The sequence below is a fragment of the Nonomuraea sp. NPDC003707 genome (assembly GCF_053587055.1).
Window position 1 is genome coordinate 94884 of the sequence record NZ_JBSFNK010000018.1, and the last position, 16989, is coordinate 111872.

At 70.3% G+C, this 16989-nt stretch carries 16 protein-coding genes and 1 pseudogene; 12 read left to right on the forward strand and 5 right to left on the reverse strand.

Features of this window, described 5'->3' with window-relative positions; genetic code table 11:
• Positions 1–121 precede the first annotated feature (121 nt).
• The 7 genes from chvE to araA all read left to right on the forward strand — a co-directional run bounded on the left by chvE (position 122) and on the right by araA (position 8916).
• Complete coding sequence (gene chvE, locus ACWDRB_RS37905) at positions 122–1237, forward strand: multiple monosaccharide ABC transporter substrate-binding protein (RefSeq protein WP_363966434.1); 1116 nt, start codon at positions 122–124, stop codon at positions 1235–1237.
• A gap of 59 nt (positions 1238–1296) precedes the next feature.
• Positions 1297–2829, forward strand: coding sequence for a multiple monosaccharide ABC transporter ATP-binding protein (gene mmsA / locus ACWDRB_RS37910; protein WP_449902054.1), 1533 nt, complete (start codon positions 1297–1299; stop codon positions 2827–2829).
• Entirely contained in the window at positions 2826–4085 is a 1260-nt protein-coding gene (gene mmsB, locus ACWDRB_RS37915) for a multiple monosaccharide ABC transporter permease (RefSeq protein WP_449902056.1), read from the forward strand. Before mmsA ends, mmsB begins: the two co-directional genes overlap by 4 nt.
• A gap of 64 nt (positions 4086–4149) precedes the next feature.
• Positions 4150–5133 (forward strand): LacI family DNA-binding transcriptional regulator, encoded by a 984-nt coding sequence (locus ACWDRB_RS37920; RefSeq protein ID WP_449902311.1) that lies wholly within the window; start codon positions 4150–4152, stop codon positions 5131–5133.
• A 59-nt stretch (positions 5134–5192) separates the two neighbouring features.
• The gene (gene araB / locus ACWDRB_RS37925) at positions 5193–6815 is read left to right on the forward strand and encodes a ribulokinase (protein ID WP_363966628.1); all 1623 of its coding nucleotides are present in this window, start codon (positions 5193–5195) and stop codon (positions 6813–6815) included.
• Positions 6812–7465: an L-ribulose-5-phosphate 4-epimerase gene (locus ACWDRB_RS37930; RefSeq protein ID WP_449902058.1), complete on the forward strand. Its 654-nt coding sequence runs from the start codon at positions 6812–6814 to the stop codon at positions 7463–7465. The genes araB and ACWDRB_RS37930 overlap by 4 nt, the downstream gene beginning before the upstream one ends.
• On the forward strand, positions 7462–8916 hold the full coding sequence (araA, locus tag ACWDRB_RS37935; protein WP_449902060.1) for an L-arabinose isomerase: 1455 nt from the start codon (positions 7462–7464) through the stop codon (positions 8914–8916). Before ACWDRB_RS37930 ends, araA begins: the two co-directional genes overlap by 4 nt.
• Here araA and ACWDRB_RS37940 read toward each other — a convergent pair.
• Positions 8913–9257, reverse strand: a complete 345-nt coding sequence (locus tag ACWDRB_RS37940; protein ID WP_449902063.1) for a PLD nuclease N-terminal domain-containing protein — start codon at positions 9255–9257, stop codon at positions 8913–8915. The two genes, araA and ACWDRB_RS37940, sit on opposite strands and share 4 nt — an antisense overlap.
• 79 nt (positions 9258–9336) lie before the next feature.
• On the opposite strand from ACWDRB_RS37940, the gene ACWDRB_RS37945 reads away from it, so the two are divergent.
• From ACWDRB_RS37945 to ACWDRB_RS37955, 3 genes are all read left to right on the forward strand, one after another.
• Positions 9337–10545 carry an FAD-binding protein gene (locus ACWDRB_RS37945; protein WP_449902065.1) on the forward strand — a complete coding sequence of 403 codons (1209 nt, stop codon included), beginning with the start codon at positions 9337–9339 and terminating at the stop codon, positions 10543–10545.
• A gap of 91 nt (positions 10546–10636) precedes the next feature.
• Complete coding sequence (locus tag ACWDRB_RS37950) at positions 10637–11413, forward strand: LLM class flavin-dependent oxidoreductase (RefSeq protein ID WP_449902067.1); 777 nt, start codon at positions 10637–10639, stop codon at positions 11411–11413.
• Positions 11414–11448: 35 nt separating this feature from the next.
• Positions 11449–11850: a DUF3224 domain-containing protein gene (locus ACWDRB_RS37955; RefSeq protein WP_449902068.1), complete on the forward strand. Its 402-nt coding sequence runs from the start codon at positions 11449–11451 to the stop codon at positions 11848–11850.
• A 254-nt stretch (positions 11851–12104) separates the two neighbouring features.
• On the opposite strand, the gene ACWDRB_RS37960 is transcribed toward ACWDRB_RS37955, so the two are convergent.
• Positions 12105–12644, reverse strand: coding sequence for a hypothetical protein (locus ACWDRB_RS37960; RefSeq protein ID WP_449902070.1), 540 nt, complete (start codon positions 12642–12644; stop codon positions 12105–12107).
• Positions 12645–12739: 95 nt separating this feature from the next.
• Positions 12740–13201, reverse strand: a complete 462-nt coding sequence (locus ACWDRB_RS37965) for a MarR family winged helix-turn-helix transcriptional regulator (RefSeq protein ID WP_350741750.1) — start codon at positions 13199–13201, stop codon at positions 12740–12742.
• A 53-nt stretch (positions 13202–13254) separates the two neighbouring features.
• Between ACWDRB_RS37965 and ACWDRB_RS37970 the strand changes: the two genes are divergently transcribed.
• Complete coding sequence (locus tag ACWDRB_RS37970) at positions 13255–15381, forward strand: LLM class flavin-dependent oxidoreductase (RefSeq protein WP_449902072.1); 2127 nt, start codon at positions 13255–13257, stop codon at positions 15379–15381.
• A pseudogene (locus ACWDRB_RS37975) lies at positions 15382–16272 on the forward strand (LLM class flavin-dependent oxidoreductase); the annotation flags it as partial.
• A 12-nt stretch (positions 16273–16284) separates the two neighbouring features.
• On the opposite strand, the gene ACWDRB_RS37980 reads toward ACWDRB_RS37975, so the two are convergent.
• Both ACWDRB_RS37980 and ACWDRB_RS37985 read right to left on the reverse strand, forming a co-directional pair.
• On the reverse strand, positions 16285–16503 hold the full coding sequence (locus ACWDRB_RS37980) for a hypothetical protein (protein ID WP_449902075.1): 219 nt from the start codon (positions 16501–16503) through the stop codon (positions 16285–16287).
• 48 nt (positions 16504–16551) lie between these two features.
• Positions 16552–16968 carry a hemerythrin domain-containing protein gene (locus ACWDRB_RS37985; RefSeq protein WP_449902077.1) on the reverse strand — a complete coding sequence of 139 codons (417 nt, stop codon included), beginning with the start codon at positions 16966–16968 and terminating at the stop codon, positions 16552–16554.
• Positions 16969–16989: the final 21 nt, after the last annotated feature.

Genomic DNA, 16989 nt, shown 5'->3' on the forward strand with positions numbered 1-16989 from the left:
AACAATCGGCGGAAGCGAACGAGAATTATGTTCTGATTCGTTACTTTCTGTAATCGAATTCCTCGCTCTACCGGCAGCCGCCGCGTCCAGCGCTGCCGGACCCCCATCGCAAGGAGATGACATGAGGTTGGGACGAATCGGGGGCGTGGTATCCGTCATCGCGCTCGCCGCGACGATGACGGCCTGCGGGTCGAGCACGAAGACCGTCGACGCCCAGGCTTCCGCCTCGGCCTCCGCCGGAAGCGGGGGCGCCCTGATCGGCGTCACCATGCCCACGAAGTCGTCGGAGCGCTGGATCCACGACGGCGACAACGTCAAGCAGCAGCTGGAGAAGCTGGGCTACAAGGTCGACCTCCAGTACGCGGAGAACGACATCCCGACGCAGGCCAACCAGATCGAGAACCAGATCACCAAGGGCGCCAAGCTCCTGATCATCGCCTCGATCGACGGCACCGCCATCACCTCCCAGCTCCAGCAGGCCGCCGACAACAAGATCCCGGTCATCGCCTATGACCGTCTGATCCGCAACAGCCCGAACGTCGACTACTACGCCACCTTCGACAACTTCAAGGTCGGCGTGCAGCAGGCGACCTCGCTGCTCAAGGGCCTCGGCGTCGAGGACGGCAAGAAGGGCCCGTTCAACGTCGAGCTGTTCGGCGGCTCGCCCGACGACAACAACGCCACGTTCTTCTGGAACGGCGCCATGTCGGTGCTCAAGCCGAAGATCGACGACGGCACCCTGAAGATCGCGAGCGGTCAGACCGACTTCAAGCAGGCCGCCATCCTGCGGTGGGACCCCGCCACGGCGCAGAAGCGCATGGAGGACATCCTCACCAAGACCTACGGCGGCAAGAAGGTGGACGGCGTGCTGTCGCCGTACGACGGTCTGTCGATCGGCATCCTGTCGGCGCTCAAGAGCTCCGGCTACGGCACCAGCGGCCAGCCGTACCCGATCGTGACCGGCCAGGACGCCGAGCTCGCGTCGGTGAAGTCGATCATCGCCGGTGAGCAGTACTCCACCATCTTCAAGGACACCCGCAAGCTCGCCGAGCAGACGGTGAAGATGGCCGACTCCGTGCTCAAGGGCCAGAAGCCCGAGGTCAACAACGAGAAGGACTACGACAACGGCAACAAGGTCGTCCCGTCGTACCTGCTCGACCCGGTGATCGTGGACAAGAGCAACTACAAGGAAGTCATCATCGGCGGCAACTACTACACCGAGGACCAGCTCAAGTAAGGGCCAGAGCCCCGGGGACCCCAGGGGTCCCCGGGGCTTCCTCTCTGAGCGAGGGAAATATGACCGAGCACATCTTGCGGATGAGCGGGATCACCAAGACCTTCCCCGGCGTCAAGGCGCTGCAGAACGTCAACCTGTCCGTCCGGCGGGGCGAGATCCACGCCATCTGCGGCGAGAACGGCGCCGGCAAGTCGACGCTGATGAAGGTGCTTTCCGGGGTCTACCCGCACGGCGAGTACGAGGGCGAGATCACCTTCGAGGGCAGGACGGTCGAGTTCGGCGGCATCCGCGACAGCGAGCACGCCGGCATCGTCATCATCCACCAGGAGCTGGCGCTCAGCCCGCAGCTGTCGATCGCCGAGAACATCTTCCTCGGCAACGAGCGCGCCAAGCGCGGCTTCATCGACTGGAACCGCACCAACTACGAGGCCGGCGAGCTGATGAAGCGGGTCGGCCTGCGTGAGAACCCGACGACGCCGATCGCCGACATCGGCGTGGGCAAGCAGCAGCTCGTCGAGATCGCCAAGGCGCTCTCGAAGGAGGTGAAGCTGCTCATCCTCGACGAGCCGACCGCCGCCCTCAACGACGACGACTCGGCCCACCTGCTCGACCTGCTGCGCGGTCTGCGGGACGAGGGCATCACCTGCGTGATCATCTCTCACAAGCTGAACGAGGTCACCGCCATCGCCGACTCCGTCACGATCATCCGCGACGGGCAGACGATCGAGACCCTCGACATGGCCACCGACGACGTCACCGAGGACCGCATCATCGCCGGCATGGTCGGCCGGGCGCTCGACAACCGCTTCCCGCCGCACGAGCCGACCATCGGCGACGAGGTGCTGCGCATCGAGGACTGGACGGTCTACAGCCCCAGCCAGCCGGGCCGGAAGGTGGTCGACGGCGCCGCCCTCACGCTGCGCCGGGGCGAGATCGTCGGCCTCGCGGGGCTGATGGGCGCCGGGCGCACCGAGCTGGCGATGAGCGTGTTCGGGCGCGCGTACGGGGTGCACATCTCCGGCAAGATCTTCAAGGACGGCAAGCCGATCGAGCTCCGCAACGTGCAGGACGCGATCAAGCACGGCATCGCCTACGCCACCGAGGACCGCAAGCGGTACGGCCTCAACCTCATCGAGGACATCAAGCGCAACATCTCGGCGGCCGGGCTCACCGGGCTGTCCAAGCGCGGCTGGGTCAACGAGAACGAGGAGTACAAGGTCGCCGAGCAGTTCCACAAGAGCATGAACATCAAGGCGCCCACGGTCAACAGCATCGTGGGCAAGCTGAGCGGCGGCAACCAGCAGAAGGTCGTGCTCTCCAAGTGGATCCTGACCGAGCCGGACGTGCTCATCCTCGACGAGCCCACCAGAGGCATCGACGTCGGCGCCAAGTACGAGATCTACACGATCATCAACCGGCTGGCCGACCAGGGCAAGGCCGTGCTCGTGATCTCCTCTGAGCTGCCCGAGCTGCTCGGTCTGTGCGACCGCGTCTACACCCTCTCCGAGGGCCGGATCACCGGCGAGGTGCCGCGCCAGGAGGCCACCCAGGAACACCTCATGTACCTGATGACCAAGGGACAGGAAAAATGAGTAGCATCACGCCCACCGACGTGGAGGTCGGCGCCAAGGGCGACGGAGGAGCTCCACGGCAGCCGGGCAGGGTGTCGCTCGGCGGAGTGTCGCTCAACCTGCGATCCAGCGGCATCTACATCGCCTTCGCGCTGATCGTCGTGCTGTTCTCGGTGCTGACCGACGGCGCGATGCTCACGCCGCAGAACATCTCCAACATCATCGTCCAGAACTCCTACGTCCTGATCCTCGCGATCGGCATGATCCTGATCATCATCGCCGGGCACATCGACCTGTCGGTCGGCTCGGTGGTGGCGGTCACGGGAGCGCTGGCGGCCGTGCTCATGGTGAACATGGGCTGGCCCTGGCCGCTGGCCCTGCTCGTCACGCTGGTGGCCGGGGCGCTGATCGGGGCCTGGCAGGGCTACTGGATCGCGTACTTCGGCATCCCGGCGTTCATCGTGACGCTGGCCGGCATGCTGCTGTTCAGGGCGCTGACCCTGACCGTGCTGGGCAACCAGGGCATCGGCCCGTTCCCCGACCAGGTCCGCACGCTGGCCAACGGCTTCACCAACGGCTACCTCGGCAACATCGGCCTCGGCCCGCTCGGTGGCGCCGACCTGTTCAGCCTGCTGATCGGCGTCGTGGCCATCGCCGGCATGGCGGTCTCCCAGTGGCGCACCCGCAACGCGCGCCAGGGCTACGGGCAGGCCGTGGAGCCGATGGCGCTGTTCGTGCTGAAGCTGGCGGCGGGGGCCGCGCTGATCCTCTTCCTGGTCGTGCAGCTCGCCCGCTTCAAGAACCTCCCGTGGGTGCTGGTGCTGCTGGCGGTGCTCGTGCTCGGCTACTCGCTGATGGCCAACCGCACGGTCTTCGGCCGGCAGATCTACGCCATCGGCGGCAACCTCCAGGCGGCCGTCATGTCCGGCGTGAAGGTCAAGTCGGTGGTCTTCTGGATCTTCGTCAACATGGGCGTGCTGTCGGCCATCGCCGGCATCATCTTCGCCGGCCGGCTCAACCAGGCGGGTCCCACCGCCGGTAACAGCTTCGAGCTGGACGCCATCGCCGCGGCCTTCATCGGCGGCGCGGCCGTCCAGGGCGGTGTCGGCAAGGTGGTCGGCGCCATCACCGGCGGTCTGATCATGGCGGTCATCAACAACGGCATGTCCCTGATCGGCTCGCCCAGCGAGCGGGTCATGCTCGTCAAGGGAGCGGTCCTCCTGGCGGCCGTCGCGTTCGACGTGTGGACCAAGCGCAGGGCAGGTGCCGCGCGTTAGCTAAGATCCCCTGAGCCCAGCGAAAGGAGAGACCGTGACGACCCCCAAGCGCCGCCTGCCGGTCATGGCCGATGTGGCCAAGGAGGCGGGCGTGTCGCACCAGACGGTCTCCCGGGTGCTCAACGACCACCCGAACGTCCGGGCGGACACCCGCGCCCGGGTGGAGGAGGCGATCACCCGGCTGGGCTACCGACGTAACCTGGTCGCCCGCGCCCTGGTCACCAAGCGGTCGAGGACGCTCGGCGTGGTGAGCTTCGACACCACGCTGTACGGCCCGGCCAGCACGATCTACGGCATCGAGCAGGCGGCCAGGACCGCGGGCTACTTCGTGAGCATCGTCAGCCTGAAGTCCATCGACGCGACCAGCGTGCGCGACGCCATCGACTACCTCGCCGAGCAGGGCGTGGACGGGGTCGTGGTGGTCGCGCCGCAGCGCTCGGCCGGGCGCGCACTGGAGAACCTGCCGAGCGGCATGCCGGCGGTCGCGGTCGAGGGCACTCACGCCGCCGACGTGTCGGTGGTCTGCATCGATCAGGTCCAGGGCGCCAGGCTCGCCACCCGCCATCTCCTTGAGCTGGGTCACGAGACCGTCTGGCATGTCAGCGGCGCCCCCGACTGGCTGGAGACCGAGGGCCGGATCGAGGGCTGGCGCGCGGCCCTGGAGGAGGCGGGCCGTCCGGTGCCCGAGCCGCTGGCCGGTGACTGGAGCCCGCGCGCGGGTTACGAGGCCGGCAAGAGCCTGGCGGCGATGGAGGGCGTCACGGCCGTGTTCGCCGGCAACGACCAGATGGCGCTCGGCGTGCTGCGCGCGCTCAGCGAGGCGGGCGTGCGGGTGCCCGACCAGATCAGCGTGGTGGGCTTCGACGACATCCCCGAGTCGGAGTTCTTCTCGCCGCCGCTCACCACGGTCAGGCAGGACTTCGACGTGGTGGGCAGGCACTGCATCGAGGTGCTGCTGCGCCAGATCGACGCCGGGCCCACCGCGTACGAGCGCCTGGTCGTCCCTCCCAGCTTCGTCGTGAGGTCGAGTACCTCGCAGCGGCGGTAGATGATGTGCATGCCACAGAAGAAAATCCCCTGGAGTGCAATGTGAACGCTAACAGTTACGTGGTCGGAGTCGACTTCGGCACGCTCTCGGGGCGTGCCGTTGTCGTCCGCGTGAGTGACGGCGCGGAGCTGGGCAGCGCCGTCCACGAGTACGCCCACCGCGTCATCGAGCACAGCCTGCCGGGATCCGACGAGAGGCTGGGCCCGGACTGGGCGCTGCAGTCGCCGCAGGACTGGATCGACGTGCTGAAGATCGCCGTACCCCAGGCGGTCGCCGCCTCGGGCGTCGCGCCCGAGCAGATCATCGGCATCGGCACCGACTTCACCGCCTGCACCGTGCTGCCCACGACGGCGGACGGCACGCCGCTGTGCGTCGAGACCCCGTCCGAGCCGCACGCGTGGCCGAAGCTGTGGAAGCACCACGCCGCGCAGTCGCACGCCGACCGGATCAACGAGCTGGCCGCGCGCCGGGGGGAGAGCTGGCTGCCGCGCTACGGGGGCAAGATCTCCTCGGAGTGGGAGTTCGCCAAGGGCCTGCAGGTCCTGGAGGAGGCCCCCGAGGTGTACGCCAGGGCCGAGCGCTGGATCGAGGCCGCCGACTGGATCATCTGGCAGCTCACCGGCGTCGAGAGCCGCAACATCTGCACTGTGGGATACAAGGGGATCTTCCAGGACGGCTCCTACCCGTCCGAGGAGTTCCTCGCCGAGCTCAACCCCGGATTCGCCGGGTTCGCGAGCAAGCTCGCCACCGGTCAGGTCGGCGACCAGGTCAACGGCACCACGCTGGCCCCCCTCGGCGGCCTCGCCGGGCGTCTGACCGCGCAGGCCGCGCAGTGGACCGGCCTGTCCGAGGGCGCGGCCGTGGCCGTCGGCAACGTGGACGCGCACGTCACCTCGGCCGCCGCCGACGCCGTCGGGCCCGGCCAGATGGTGGCCATCATGGGCACCTCCACCTGCCACATCATGCCCAGCGACCAGCTCGCCGAGGTGCCCGGCATGTGCGGCGTCGTACGCGACGGCATCGTGCCCGGCCTCTGGGGCTACGAGGCCGGCCAGTCCGCGGTCGGCGACATCTTCGCCTGGTTCGTGGACAACTTCGGGGGCGACCTCGACCACGAGAGCCTCACCGCGCTGGCCGAGAAGCAGGCGGTCGGCGAGCATGGGCTGGTCGCGCTCGACTGGTTCGGCGGCAACCGTTCCGTGCTCGTGGACCACAACCTCTCCGGCGTGATCATCGGCCAGACCCTGGCCACCAAGCCCGAGGACGTCTACCGGGCGCTCATCGAGTCCACCGCGTTCGGCGCCCGGATGATCGTGGAGACGTTCGAGAAGTCGGGCGTGCCGGTCGAGGAGTTCGTGGTCGCCGGCGGCCTGCTGAAGAACCGCTTCCTCATGCAGGTCTACGCCGACGTGCTGCGCCGCCCGCTGTCGGTCATCGGCTCCGACCAGGGCCCCGCGCTCGGCTCGGCCATCCACGCGGCCGTCGCCGCCGGCGCCTACCCGGGCATCCAGGAGGCCGCCGCGGCCATGGGCAAGCGCACCGAGGCCGCGTACGTGCCCGACGAGGCCAGTGCCGACGCCTACGACCGGCTCTACGCCGAGTACCACAGGCTCCACGACTTCTTCGGGGACGGAAAGATGCTGCACACCCTCCGCGCGATCAGGAACGAGGCCCAGGCATGACAACGAGGAAGATCGTCGCCGACCTGCACGCGGAGCTGGTCCGCTACAACCTGGTCGTCTGGACCGCGGGCAACGTCTCGGGCCGGGTCCCGGGTGAGGACCTGTTCGTCATCAAGCCGTCCGGGGTCTCGTACGACGAGCTGACCCCGGAGAACATGGTCGTGTGCGACCTCGACGGCAACCTCGTGGAGGGTGAGCACTCGCCGTCCAGCGACACCGCCGCGCACGCGTACGTCTACCGCAACATGCCCGACGTCGGCGGCGTCGTGCACACCCACTCCACCTACGCCTCCGCCTGGGCGGCTCGCGGCGAGGCCATCCCGTGCGTGCTGACCGCGATGGCCGACGAGTTCGGCGGCGAGATCCCCCTCGGCCCGTTCGCGCTGATCGGCGACGACTCGATCGGCCAGGGCATCGTCGAGACGCTCAAGGGCCACCGCTCCAAGGCCGTCCTCATGCAGAACCACGGCGTGTTCAGCATCGGCAAGGACCCGAAGGCGGCCGTGAAGGCCGCCGTCATGTGCGAGGACGTGGCCCGCACCGTCCACGTGGCCAGGCAGCTCGGCGAGCCGCTGCCGATCCCGCAGGACGACATCGACCGCCTGTACGACCGCTATCAGAACGTCTACGGACAGAGGAGCCCGCGTTGAAGATCTGGTTTCTGACCGGCAGCCAGGGGCTGTACGGCGAGGACACGCTGCGCCAGGTGGCCGAGCAGTCTCAGCGGATCGCCGAGCAGCTGCCCATGCCCGTCGAGTGGAAGCCCGTGCTCACCGACGCGGCGGCGATCAGGCGCGTGATGCTGGAGGCCAACGCCGACGACTCGTGCGCCGGCGTGATCGCGTGGATGCACACCTTCTCCCCGGCCAAGATGTGGATCGCGGGGCTCGACGCGCTGCGCAAGCCGCTGCTGCACCTGCACACGCAGGCCAACGTGGAGCTCCCGTGGAGCACCATCGACATGGACTTCATGAACCTCAACCAGGCGGCGCACGGCGACCGCGAGTTCGGGTTCGTGCAGACGCGGCTGGGCGTGCCGCGCAAGACCGTGGCCGGGCACGTCAGCGACCCGTCCGTGGGCGAGCGCATCCTGACCTGGGTGCGGGCCGCCAAGGGCCTGGCCGAGGTGCGCACGCTGAAGCTGGCCCGCTTCGGCGACAACATGCGCGACGTGGCGGTCACCGAGGGCGACAAGGTGGAGGCGCAGCTCCGCTTCGGCGTCTCGGTCAACACGTACGGCGTGAACGACCTGGTGGAGGCCGTGGACGCGGCCTCGGACGCGGACGTGACGGCGCTGGTCAAGGAGTACGCCGAGCAGTACACCGTCGCTCCCGAGCTGCTCGGCGAGCGCAACGAGTCGCTGCGTTACGCGGCCAGGATCGAGCTGGGCCTGCGCGGCTTCCTGGAGGCGGGCGGCTTCAAGGCGTTCACCACGAACTTCGAGGACCTCGGCGGCCTGCGCCAGCTCCCCGGCCTGGCCGTGCAGCGGCTCATGGCCGACGGGTACGGCTTCGGCGGCGAGGGCGACTGGAAGACCTCGGTCCTCCTGCGCACCCTGAAGTCCATGGCGCCCGGCGGCACGTCGTTCATGGAGGACTACACCTACGACCTGTCGCCCGGCCAGGAGCTCATCCTGGGCGCGCACATGCTGGAGGTCTGCCCCTCGATCGCCTCCGGCACGCCGTCGTGCGAGATCCACCCGCTGGGCATCGGCAACCGGGAGGACCCGGTCCGGCTCGTGTTCGACGCCGAGCCCGGCCCCGGCGTCGTGGTGGGCCTGGCCGACATGGGTGACCGGTTCCGGCTGGTGGCCAACGAGATCGACCTCGTGGCCCCGCCCCAGCCGCTGCCCAAGCTGCCGGTCGCCCGCGCGGTCTGGAACCCCCGCCCCAACCTGCGTACGTCCACGGAGTCGTGGCTCACGGCGGGCGCGCCGCACCACACGGTGCTCTCCACGGCGATCGGCCGCGCGGAGCTGACCGACCTGGCCGACATGCTCGGTGTGGAGCTGCTGATCATCGACGCCGACACGACGACCGAGCGGTTCACCAAGGAGATCCGCTGGAACCAGGCGTACTACCGCCTGGCCCAGGGCTTCTAGTCCTCGGGCGGTTTCTTGGGGGCGTTCCTGCGCTGCTCCTCGGCGCGTTCGCGGCAGCGGCGCAGGAACTCCTCGTCGTCGTCCGGGTTGCCGGCGGCGAAGCGGCCCGGGCGGTCGTACTCGGGGAACGCGTTCGGCCGGGTGGCCGCCTGCGACCGGTCCGGTCGGCCCGCCACCAGCCAGGCGACGGAGCCGATCAGCGGGAACAGCAGCACGACGACCACCCAGACGATCTTCGGCAGGTTCCTGCAGAGCACGTCGGGCGTGGTGATCGCGTCGAAGAGGCAGTAGAGCCAGAGCACGAGCGTGACAAGGCCGACAGCCTCGGACAGGTAGAGCACGGCACACCTCCGTCAGCGGCTCCCGAAGCTAGCGGCACCCGGGCGGGGCTGACAAGGTGGTTTGTGGGAAGGTAATGCCGTGACGCTGACCAATTGGGCGGGAAACACCGCATTTCGGGCGCAAGATGTCCATCACCCGACCTCGCTCGACGAGCTCCAGCGGCTCGTCTCGGCCGGCTCCCGCGTGCGGGCGCTGGGGAGCGGCCACTCGTTCAACGACGTCGCGGACACCGACGGCGACCTCGTCGTGCTCGACCGGATGCCGGACGCGGTGGAGATCGACAGCGCGGCGGCCACGGTGCGGGTGCCCGCGCGGATGACGTACGCGCGGCTCGCGCCGCAGGTGCACCGGGCCGGGTTCGCGCTGGCGAACATGGCCTCGCTGCCGCACATCTCCGTGGCCGGCTCGGTCGCGACCGGCACGCACGGCTCCGGCGACGCCATCCCCGGCCTGGCCTCGGCCGTGTCCTCGCTCGACCTCGTCACCGCCGACGGCTCCGTGCTCACCCTCTCCCGCGGCGACGCCGACTTCCCCGGCGCAGTCGTGGCCCTCGGCGCGCTCGGCGTCGTCACCTCGCTGACCCTCGACCTGGTGCCGGCCTTCGAGCTGCGCCAGTACGTACGCGAGGGCCTGACCGTGGCCGCGCTCGCCGACTTCGACCAGATCATGTCCGCCGCCTACAGCGTCAGCCTCTTCACCGACTGGCGTGACACCCGCGTCTGGCTGAAGAGCACCGAGGAGCTGACCGACGCCGACTGGCACGGCACCACCCCGGCCGACGGCCCCCGCCACCCCCTGCCCGCGATGTCGGCGGAGAACTGCACGGTCCAGCTCGGCGTGCCCGGGCCGTGGCACGAGCGGCTGCCGCACTTCCGTCCGGACGCCGAGCCGAGCGGCGCGGGCAACGAGCTGCAGTCGGAGCTCATCCTGCCCCGGGAGCACGCGGTCAAGGCGCTGCGCGAGCTGTACGCGATCGGCGACCGGATCCGGCCCGTCCTGCAGATCTCCGAGGTGCGCTCGATCGCGTCCGACGACCTGTGGCTGAGCCCCTTCCGCGGTCGCGACAGCGTCGGCATCCACTTCACCTGGATCAGGGACGTGGCCGCGGTGCTGCCGGTGCTGGAGCTGGTGGAGGAGACGCTGGCGCCGTTCGCGCCCAGGCCGCACTGGGGCAAGCTGTTCACCCGCCGGCCCGAGTGCCCCGGCGAGTTCCGCTCGCTGGCACGGCGGCTCGACCCCGAGGGCAAGTTCGCCAACGACTTCACGCGGATACTGCTGCAGGAGTAGCACTCTCGCGCGGGTATGCGCCCCCGGATGTAGGAGACCACCGGTCCGGGGGACGATGTCGCCGGGGCGCGGATCCGCGATCGTTGGTGGCATGACCGATCACCCGTTCAGGTTCGGCGCGGTCGCCGGACATGCCACCGACGCAGGCGCGTGGACCGGCCTGGCCCGCAGGGCGGAGAGCCTCGGCTACTCGACGCTACTGGTCCCCGACACGCTCGGCACCCTGTCGCCCTTCGTCGCCGCCGCCGTGGCCGCGACGGCCACGACGACCCTGCGCGTCGGCACGTTCGTGCTGAGCGCCGCCAACCGGACTCCCGAGGCCGTGGCATGGGAGACCGCCACCCTGCACGCGCTCACCGACGGGCGCTTCGAGCTCGGCCTGGGCGCCGGACGCCCGGACGCGGAGCGGGACGCCGCGGCGCTCGGCGTCGGGTACGGCACGCCCGGCCAGCGCATCGAGCGCGTCGCCCGGACGATCGAAGCGGTCAAGGACGTACGCGTCCTGGTCGCCGCGTCCGGGACCAGGCTCCTCAAGCTCGCCGCCCAGCAGGCCGACACCGTGGCGCTCGGCCTGCCGCCGCACTATACGGAGGATCAGGTGGCGGCGAAGCTGGACGAGCTGTACGAGCTGGCCGGCGACCGTTTCCACGACCTGGAGCTCAGCATGAACCTCGCGGCCGCCGGGGCCGAGCCGCCCTCCTGGCTGAACGTCCCGGCCGGCGGCACCGGCGTCCTGCTGGGCACCGCGGACGAGATGGCGGACACGCTGCGCAGGCGCCGCGACCGGCTCGGCGTCTCGTACGTGTCGGTGAACGCCCAGTACCTGGACGAGTTCGCCCCGGTGGTGGAACGCCTCACCGGTACCTGACGGGAGCTGACAGGTATGACCGGCACGATGGAGCCATGACCGCCAAGGGAACCTTCGACACCGCAGGCTGGGACGCCAAAGCACCGTTCGTGGAGCGTGACGGCGTCTCGATCGGGCTCGTGACCATGTCCAAGACCTTCCACGGGGACCTGACGGCCACCAGCGTCGTCCACCTGCTGACGGCCTCGACGCAGGTCGAGGACTCGAGGTCGTACGTGGCGCTGGAGCGCATCGAGGGCACCCTCGACGGCCTCGCGGGGGCCTTCGTCGTGCAGCACAACGCGGTCAGCGACCGCGGCGAGCGGTCGCTGAGAATCTCGGTCGTCCCCGACTCGGCGACGGGGGAGTTGCGGGGGCTCAGGGGCGAGATGGACATCATCATCGCCCCTGATGGCTCGCACTCCTACACATTCGACTTCACCGTTCCTCGGCACTGAGCGGGAGCGCAGCGGCACGCCCCGAACGGTCTTGGGCGCACTGGTCGCCCACGTTCAACCCTGGGCGGCGACACGCGTCTCGCGTGTGGTCCGATCCAGGGCGGCAGGCTCCCTGACGATCTGGACATGCCGACGCAGCCGATGGCAGCCGGGGAGGCTCCGGACCATCGCTCTGGTGGAACGGGGGCCCCGAAGCCGACGCTGCGCCAGACATCCATGTCGCATACGGAGCGTACAGGGGCTATTGCACACGGTCAACACGGCTGCAGCTCGAACACCAGCCCGGCGACCAGCGCCGCCCCGAGCACCAGCCACGGTGACGGCGCCCGCCCGGCGGCCCGGCGCAGGCGCGGCAGCCGGAAGGCCGCCACCACCAGCAGGACCACGATCACCACGATGGCCACAAGCTGCGGCACGGACGCGAGGAAGTGCCCGTTCTGGTAGGAGAACAGCGTGGTCGACGCGGCTCCCAGCACGGCCAGCGCCGCCGCCACGCTGAGACCGGCCCTGCCCAGCCACGGGGTGGTCCGCCGCTCGCCGGCCGGCTCCTCCATGACCGCGATGGGCACGCTCACGCTCCACACCGTGTGCAGGGCCAGCACGAACAGCGTCCACGGCACCCCGATCCCGAGCGCGGACACGTAGCCGGGGTCGAGCAGCCGCTGCCCGGCGTAGTCGGGGTTGAAGAGCGACATCGTCATGATGCCCTCCTCGAACACGCCGTAGGCGAGGGCCATGAGCACGATGCTCGGCCACCCGAGCCCCTTCCTCCTGGCCGCCTCGCGGATGACCACCGTGGCGCCGCCATAGGTGGGGGCGAGCAGGAGCAGGAAGCGATTTCGCGGCGTTGACCGGTGCCATCGATCCTGACCTTGGCATGACAATCGTCCTATGCCTGGTGCTCCTCATCCGTGAGCTGCCCCAGCACGGTCTCGGCGATGGCGCCCAGCGCCTCCAGCTGGGCCGGGGTCAGCACGTCGACGACGTAGCGCCGTACGGCCCTCTCGTGGTGGAGCCTGGCCTCGGCGGCGAGCCGGCGGCCCTCCTCGGTGACCCGGATGACCGACCCCCGGTTGTCCTCCTCGCACTCGGCGCGCGTGACCAGCCCGCGCTGCTCCATGCGCCGCAACTGGTGGGACAGGCGGCTCTTCTCCCATGCCAGCCCGCACCGCAGCGCCAGCGCCCGCATCGACTCGTCGGGCGACTCGGTGAGGTGGGCGAGGATCTCGTAGTCGGCCTCCGACAGGCCGGTGGCCCCGGCGAGCTCCCGGTTGATCCGCCCGGTGAGCTGCACGCGCATGCGCTGATAGCTGGCCCACTGGGCCGCCTGACGGGTGGAGAGCGTGGACATGACGACAGTCTAGTATGGTTGATGCATCAACCTAATTGTGTGAGAGGGCTCGGATGAACTACGGCCATCCACTGACGTTCGGCACGTTCATCACCCCCGGAGCCGACCCCGGAGCCGATGCCGTGTCGCTGGCGGTCCGGAGTGAGGAACTGGGGTACGACCTGGTCACCTTTCCGGATCATCCGGACACCTTCGACACGTGGACGCTCTTGTCATGGGTGGCTGGACGGACCTCGCGGGTGGGCCTGTCGGCCAACGTCCTGGACCTCGCGCTGCGCCCGCCCGCCGTGCTCGCCCGCGCGGCGGTCAGCCTCGACCTGCTGTCCGGCGGCCGGTTGTCGCTCGCGCTGGGTGCCGCTGAGGGGGCCGGCGAGGCGATCGACGTGATCCGCGGCATGTGGGACGAGGACGGCGGGCCGTTGCGGTTCGACGGCGAGCACTACCGGCTCGGGGGCGCGCAGCCGGGGCCGCCGGCCGCGCACGACGTGCCGATCTGGCTGGGCGCGGACGACGCGGGCTCGCTGCGGCTGGTGGGGGAGCGGGCGGACGGCTGGCTGGTGTCCCTCGACGAGTGCGGGCCGGACCGGATCAGGGCCGGGAACAAGCTCATCGACGAGGCCGCGGTGGCGGCCGGGCGCGATCCCCGGGAGATCCGCCGGCTGGTCAACGTCCCGGCGCGGTCCCGCGTGGCGGACCTGCTCCCGCTGGCCGTCGAGGACGGGATCGGGACGTTCATCCTCATGTCGGACGACCCTGAGGCCGTCGAACGGTTCGCCCTGGAGGTGGCGCCCGCGCTGCGCGAGGCCGTGGGACCGACCGGCCGTCAGCTGCGCCGCGCCTCCGTGCGCGCCGTGCGGCGAGCCGGGATCGACTACGACCTGGTGCCCGCGTCCCTCCCGGTGATCGAGCCGGGTGACCCGGGGTATTCGCGGGTCAGGTCGACGTACCTGCGGGGCGGGGCGCCGGGGCTGGTCATCCGGCCGGGCGACGCCGGCCAGGTGGCCGAGGCGCTGGCGTTCGCGCGGGCCCACCCGCACCTGCCGTTGGGGGTGCGCAGCGGCGGCCACGGGATCAGCGGCCGCTCCACCAACGACGGGGGCATCGTCGTCGACGTGTCCGGGCTGAACTCCATCGAGGTGCTCGACCGGGCGAACCGCCTGGTCAGGATCGGGCCCGGCGCGCGCTGGACGGACGTCGCCGCGGCCCTGGAGCCGTACGGGTGGGCGCTCAGCTCCGGCGACTACGGCGGGGTCGGCGTCGGCGGCCTGGCCACCGCCGGCGGCCTCGGGTTCCTGGCCCGCGACCACGGCCTGACCATCGACCACCTGCGCGCCGTCGAGATGGTGCTCGCCGACGGCTCGGTGGTGCGGGCGAGCGAGGCGGAGAACGCGGACCTGTTCTGGGCGGTACGCGGCGCGGGCGCGAACTTCGGCGTCGTCACGGCGTTCGAGTTCGAGGTGGACGAGGTCGGCGACGTCGGGTGGGCGCAGCTCGTCATGGACGCCCGGGACACGGCCGCGTTCCTCGAGAGGTGGGGCGCGGTCCAGGAGGCGGCCCCGCGCGACCTCACGAGCTTCCTCATCGTGAGCCAGCCGCGCGCCGGACGTCCGGCGACCGGGCACGTGATGGCCATGGTCAACGCGGGCGTGCCGGAGACCGTCATCGACCGGCTCCAGCCGATGGCGGACATCGCCCCGCTGCTCGACCAGCAGGTCGTGATCACCTCGTACGCCGCCGTCATGGCCAACGCGGCCGGCGACGGCCACAACGGCCAGGGGGAGCCGGTCACCCGCTCCGGGCTGGTCGAGCACATCACCCCGGAGTTCGCCGCCGCCGCGGCGCGGCTGATCCACAGCGGCGCTGTCTACTTCTTCCAGATCCGCTCGGTCGGCGGCGCGGTGGCCGACGTCCCTGCCGACGCCACCGCCTACGCCCACCGCTCCGCCAATTTCTCGGTCATCGCTTTCGGGGCGAACCGGCAGCGGGTGGACAAGGAGTGGGCCCGGCTGGAGCCGTACGCCAACGGCCTCTACCTCAGCTTCGAGACCGACGGGCGGCCCGAGCGGCTGGGCGACGCGTTCCCGCCGGGCACCCTGCGGCGGTTGCGCGAGCTCAAGGCACGGTACGACCCGGACAACGTCTTCCGCGACAACTTCAACATCCGACCTGAGGAGTCATAGATGACCGACTACGGGCACGACCTGCTGTTCGGCGCGTTCGTCACCCCCACGGCGCAGCCCGCCACCCACGCGGTGGAGGTGGCCGTGGCGGCCGACCGCGCCGGCCTGGACCTGGTGACGTTCCAGGATCATCCGTACCAGCCGAAGTTCCTCGACACCTGGACGCTGCTGTCCTACGTCGCCGCCCGCACCGAGCGCGTCCGGCTCAGCGGCAACGTGCTCAACCTGCCGCTGCGGCACCCGGCCGTGCTGGCCCGCAGCGCGGCCAGCCTCGACCTGCTCAGCGGCGGCCGCTTCGAGCTGGGCATCGGCGCGGGCGGGTTCTGGGACGCCATCGAGGCCATGGGCGGCCGGCGGCTGTCCCCCGGCCAGGCCGTGGACGCGCTGGAGGAGGCGATCCGGATCTTCCGCGAGATCTGGGCGGCCGACGAGCCGGGCGGCGTCCGGGTGGACGGAGAGTACTACCAGGTCAAAGGCGCCAAACGCGGCCCCGCCCCGGCCCATGACATCGGGATCTGGCTCGGCGCCTACAAACCGAAGATGCTCAAGCTGACCGGCCGCGCCGCCGACGGCTGGCTGCCGTCGCTGTCCTACCTGCAGGGCGGCCCCGGGGACCTCACGGAGGGGAACAAGCACATCGACGAGGCCGCGCTGTCCGCCGGCCGCTCGCCCGCCGACGTACGCCGGCTGCTGAACCTCTCGGGCCGCTTCGCGAGCTCCAGCCGCGGGCTGCTCGACGGGCCGCCGGACCAGTGGGCGGAAGAGCTCGCCGGCCTCGCCCTGGACCACGGCGTCAGCACGTTCATCCTGATGGCGGACGACCCCTCGGTGGTGGAGCTGTTCGCGGCCGAGGTCGCTCCGGCCACCCGCGAGCTCGTCATCGCCGAACGCGAAAAATGACCGTCAGAGCGTGCTGATCGCCGCCTTGACGGTGGCCAGGTCGCCGAGGACGACCTCGTGGAGGTCGCGGGCCGTGTGGAGGCGCCAGTGGGTCTCGGCCACCGCTTCGGGGGAGGCGGGAGAGCCCGACGCGGCGATGCCGACGTTGCCGAGGAAGGGCAGCGGGTGGACGGCCGAGATGCCCGAGGTGAAGAGCAGGGTGCCGGAACCGCGCTCCAGCATGGGCCCAGCGGGCGGGGGCGCTGCGGGCGGACGTCGGGCCGATCCGGGTCAGACCTCGTCCGGGAGGGTCTCCATCGTGTTCAGGATGGGCACCAGCTGCTCCTCCTCGTAGTCCAGGTGCGCCTCCAGCTCGCGGGCCAGGCGGTCGAGCTCGGCCGCCACGCCGTCGCCGTCCTCGTCCAGCAGGACGCGGATGCGCTCCATGAGCCGCGCCACCACCACGTGCTCCGCCCGTAGCCGCTCCAGCGCCTGTGCCAGCTCGGGGTGCTCGCCCGCGAGGTGGGGGAAGAGCGCGCCGTCCTCTCCCTCGTGGTGGGCGTGGAGGGCGTCGCAGAACGCCAGGCAGTGCGTACGCAGGTCCGCCCCGCGCGACGAGCGCAGGTTGGCCAGGTCGCGCCGGAAACCGTCGTGCAGCTTGATCAGCTCGTCACCCCAGGCGACGAGCCGCGCCGAGTTTTCGTACATGTATAGAAAGTAGCATGGCAG

Coding starts and splice junctions, on each gene's coding strand:
- ACWDRB_RS37955 (WP_449902068.1), top strand. CDS start 11,449: ATGACCGCCAAGGGAACCTTCGACACCGCAGGCTGGGACGCCAAAGCA.
- ACWDRB_RS37970 (WP_449902072.1), top strand. CDS start 13,255: ATGAACTACGGCCATCCACTGACGTTCGGCACGTTCATCACCCCCGGA.
- ACWDRB_RS37920 (WP_449902311.1), top strand. CDS start 4,150: ATGGCCGATGTGGCCAAGGAGGCGGGCGTGTCGCACCAGACGGTCTCC.
- ACWDRB_RS37930 (WP_449902058.1), top strand. CDS start 6,812: ATGACAACGAGGAAGATCGTCGCCGACCTGCACGCGGAGCTGGTCCGC.
- chvE (WP_363966434.1), top strand. CDS start 122: ATGAGGTTGGGACGAATCGGGGGCGTGGTATCCGTCATCGCGCTCGCC.
- mmsB (WP_449902056.1), top strand. CDS start 2,826: ATGAGTAGCATCACGCCCACCGACGTGGAGGTCGGCGCCAAGGGCGAC.
- ACWDRB_RS37965 (WP_350741750.1), bottom strand. CDS start 13,201: ATGTCCACGCTCTCCACCCGTCAGGCGGCCCAGTGGGCCAGCTATCAG.
- ACWDRB_RS37980 (WP_449902075.1), bottom strand. CDS start 16,503: ATGCTGGAGCGCGGTTCCGGCACCCTGCTCTTCACCTCGGGCATCTCG.
- mmsA (WP_449902054.1), top strand. CDS start 1,297: ATGACCGAGCACATCTTGCGGATGAGCGGGATCACCAAGACCTTCCCC.
- ACWDRB_RS37950 (WP_449902067.1), top strand. CDS start 10,637: ATGACCGATCACCCGTTCAGGTTCGGCGCGGTCGCCGGACATGCCACC.
- ACWDRB_RS37985 (WP_449902077.1), bottom strand. CDS start 16,968: ATGTACGAAAACTCGGCGCGGCTCGTCGCCTGGGGTGACGAGCTGATC.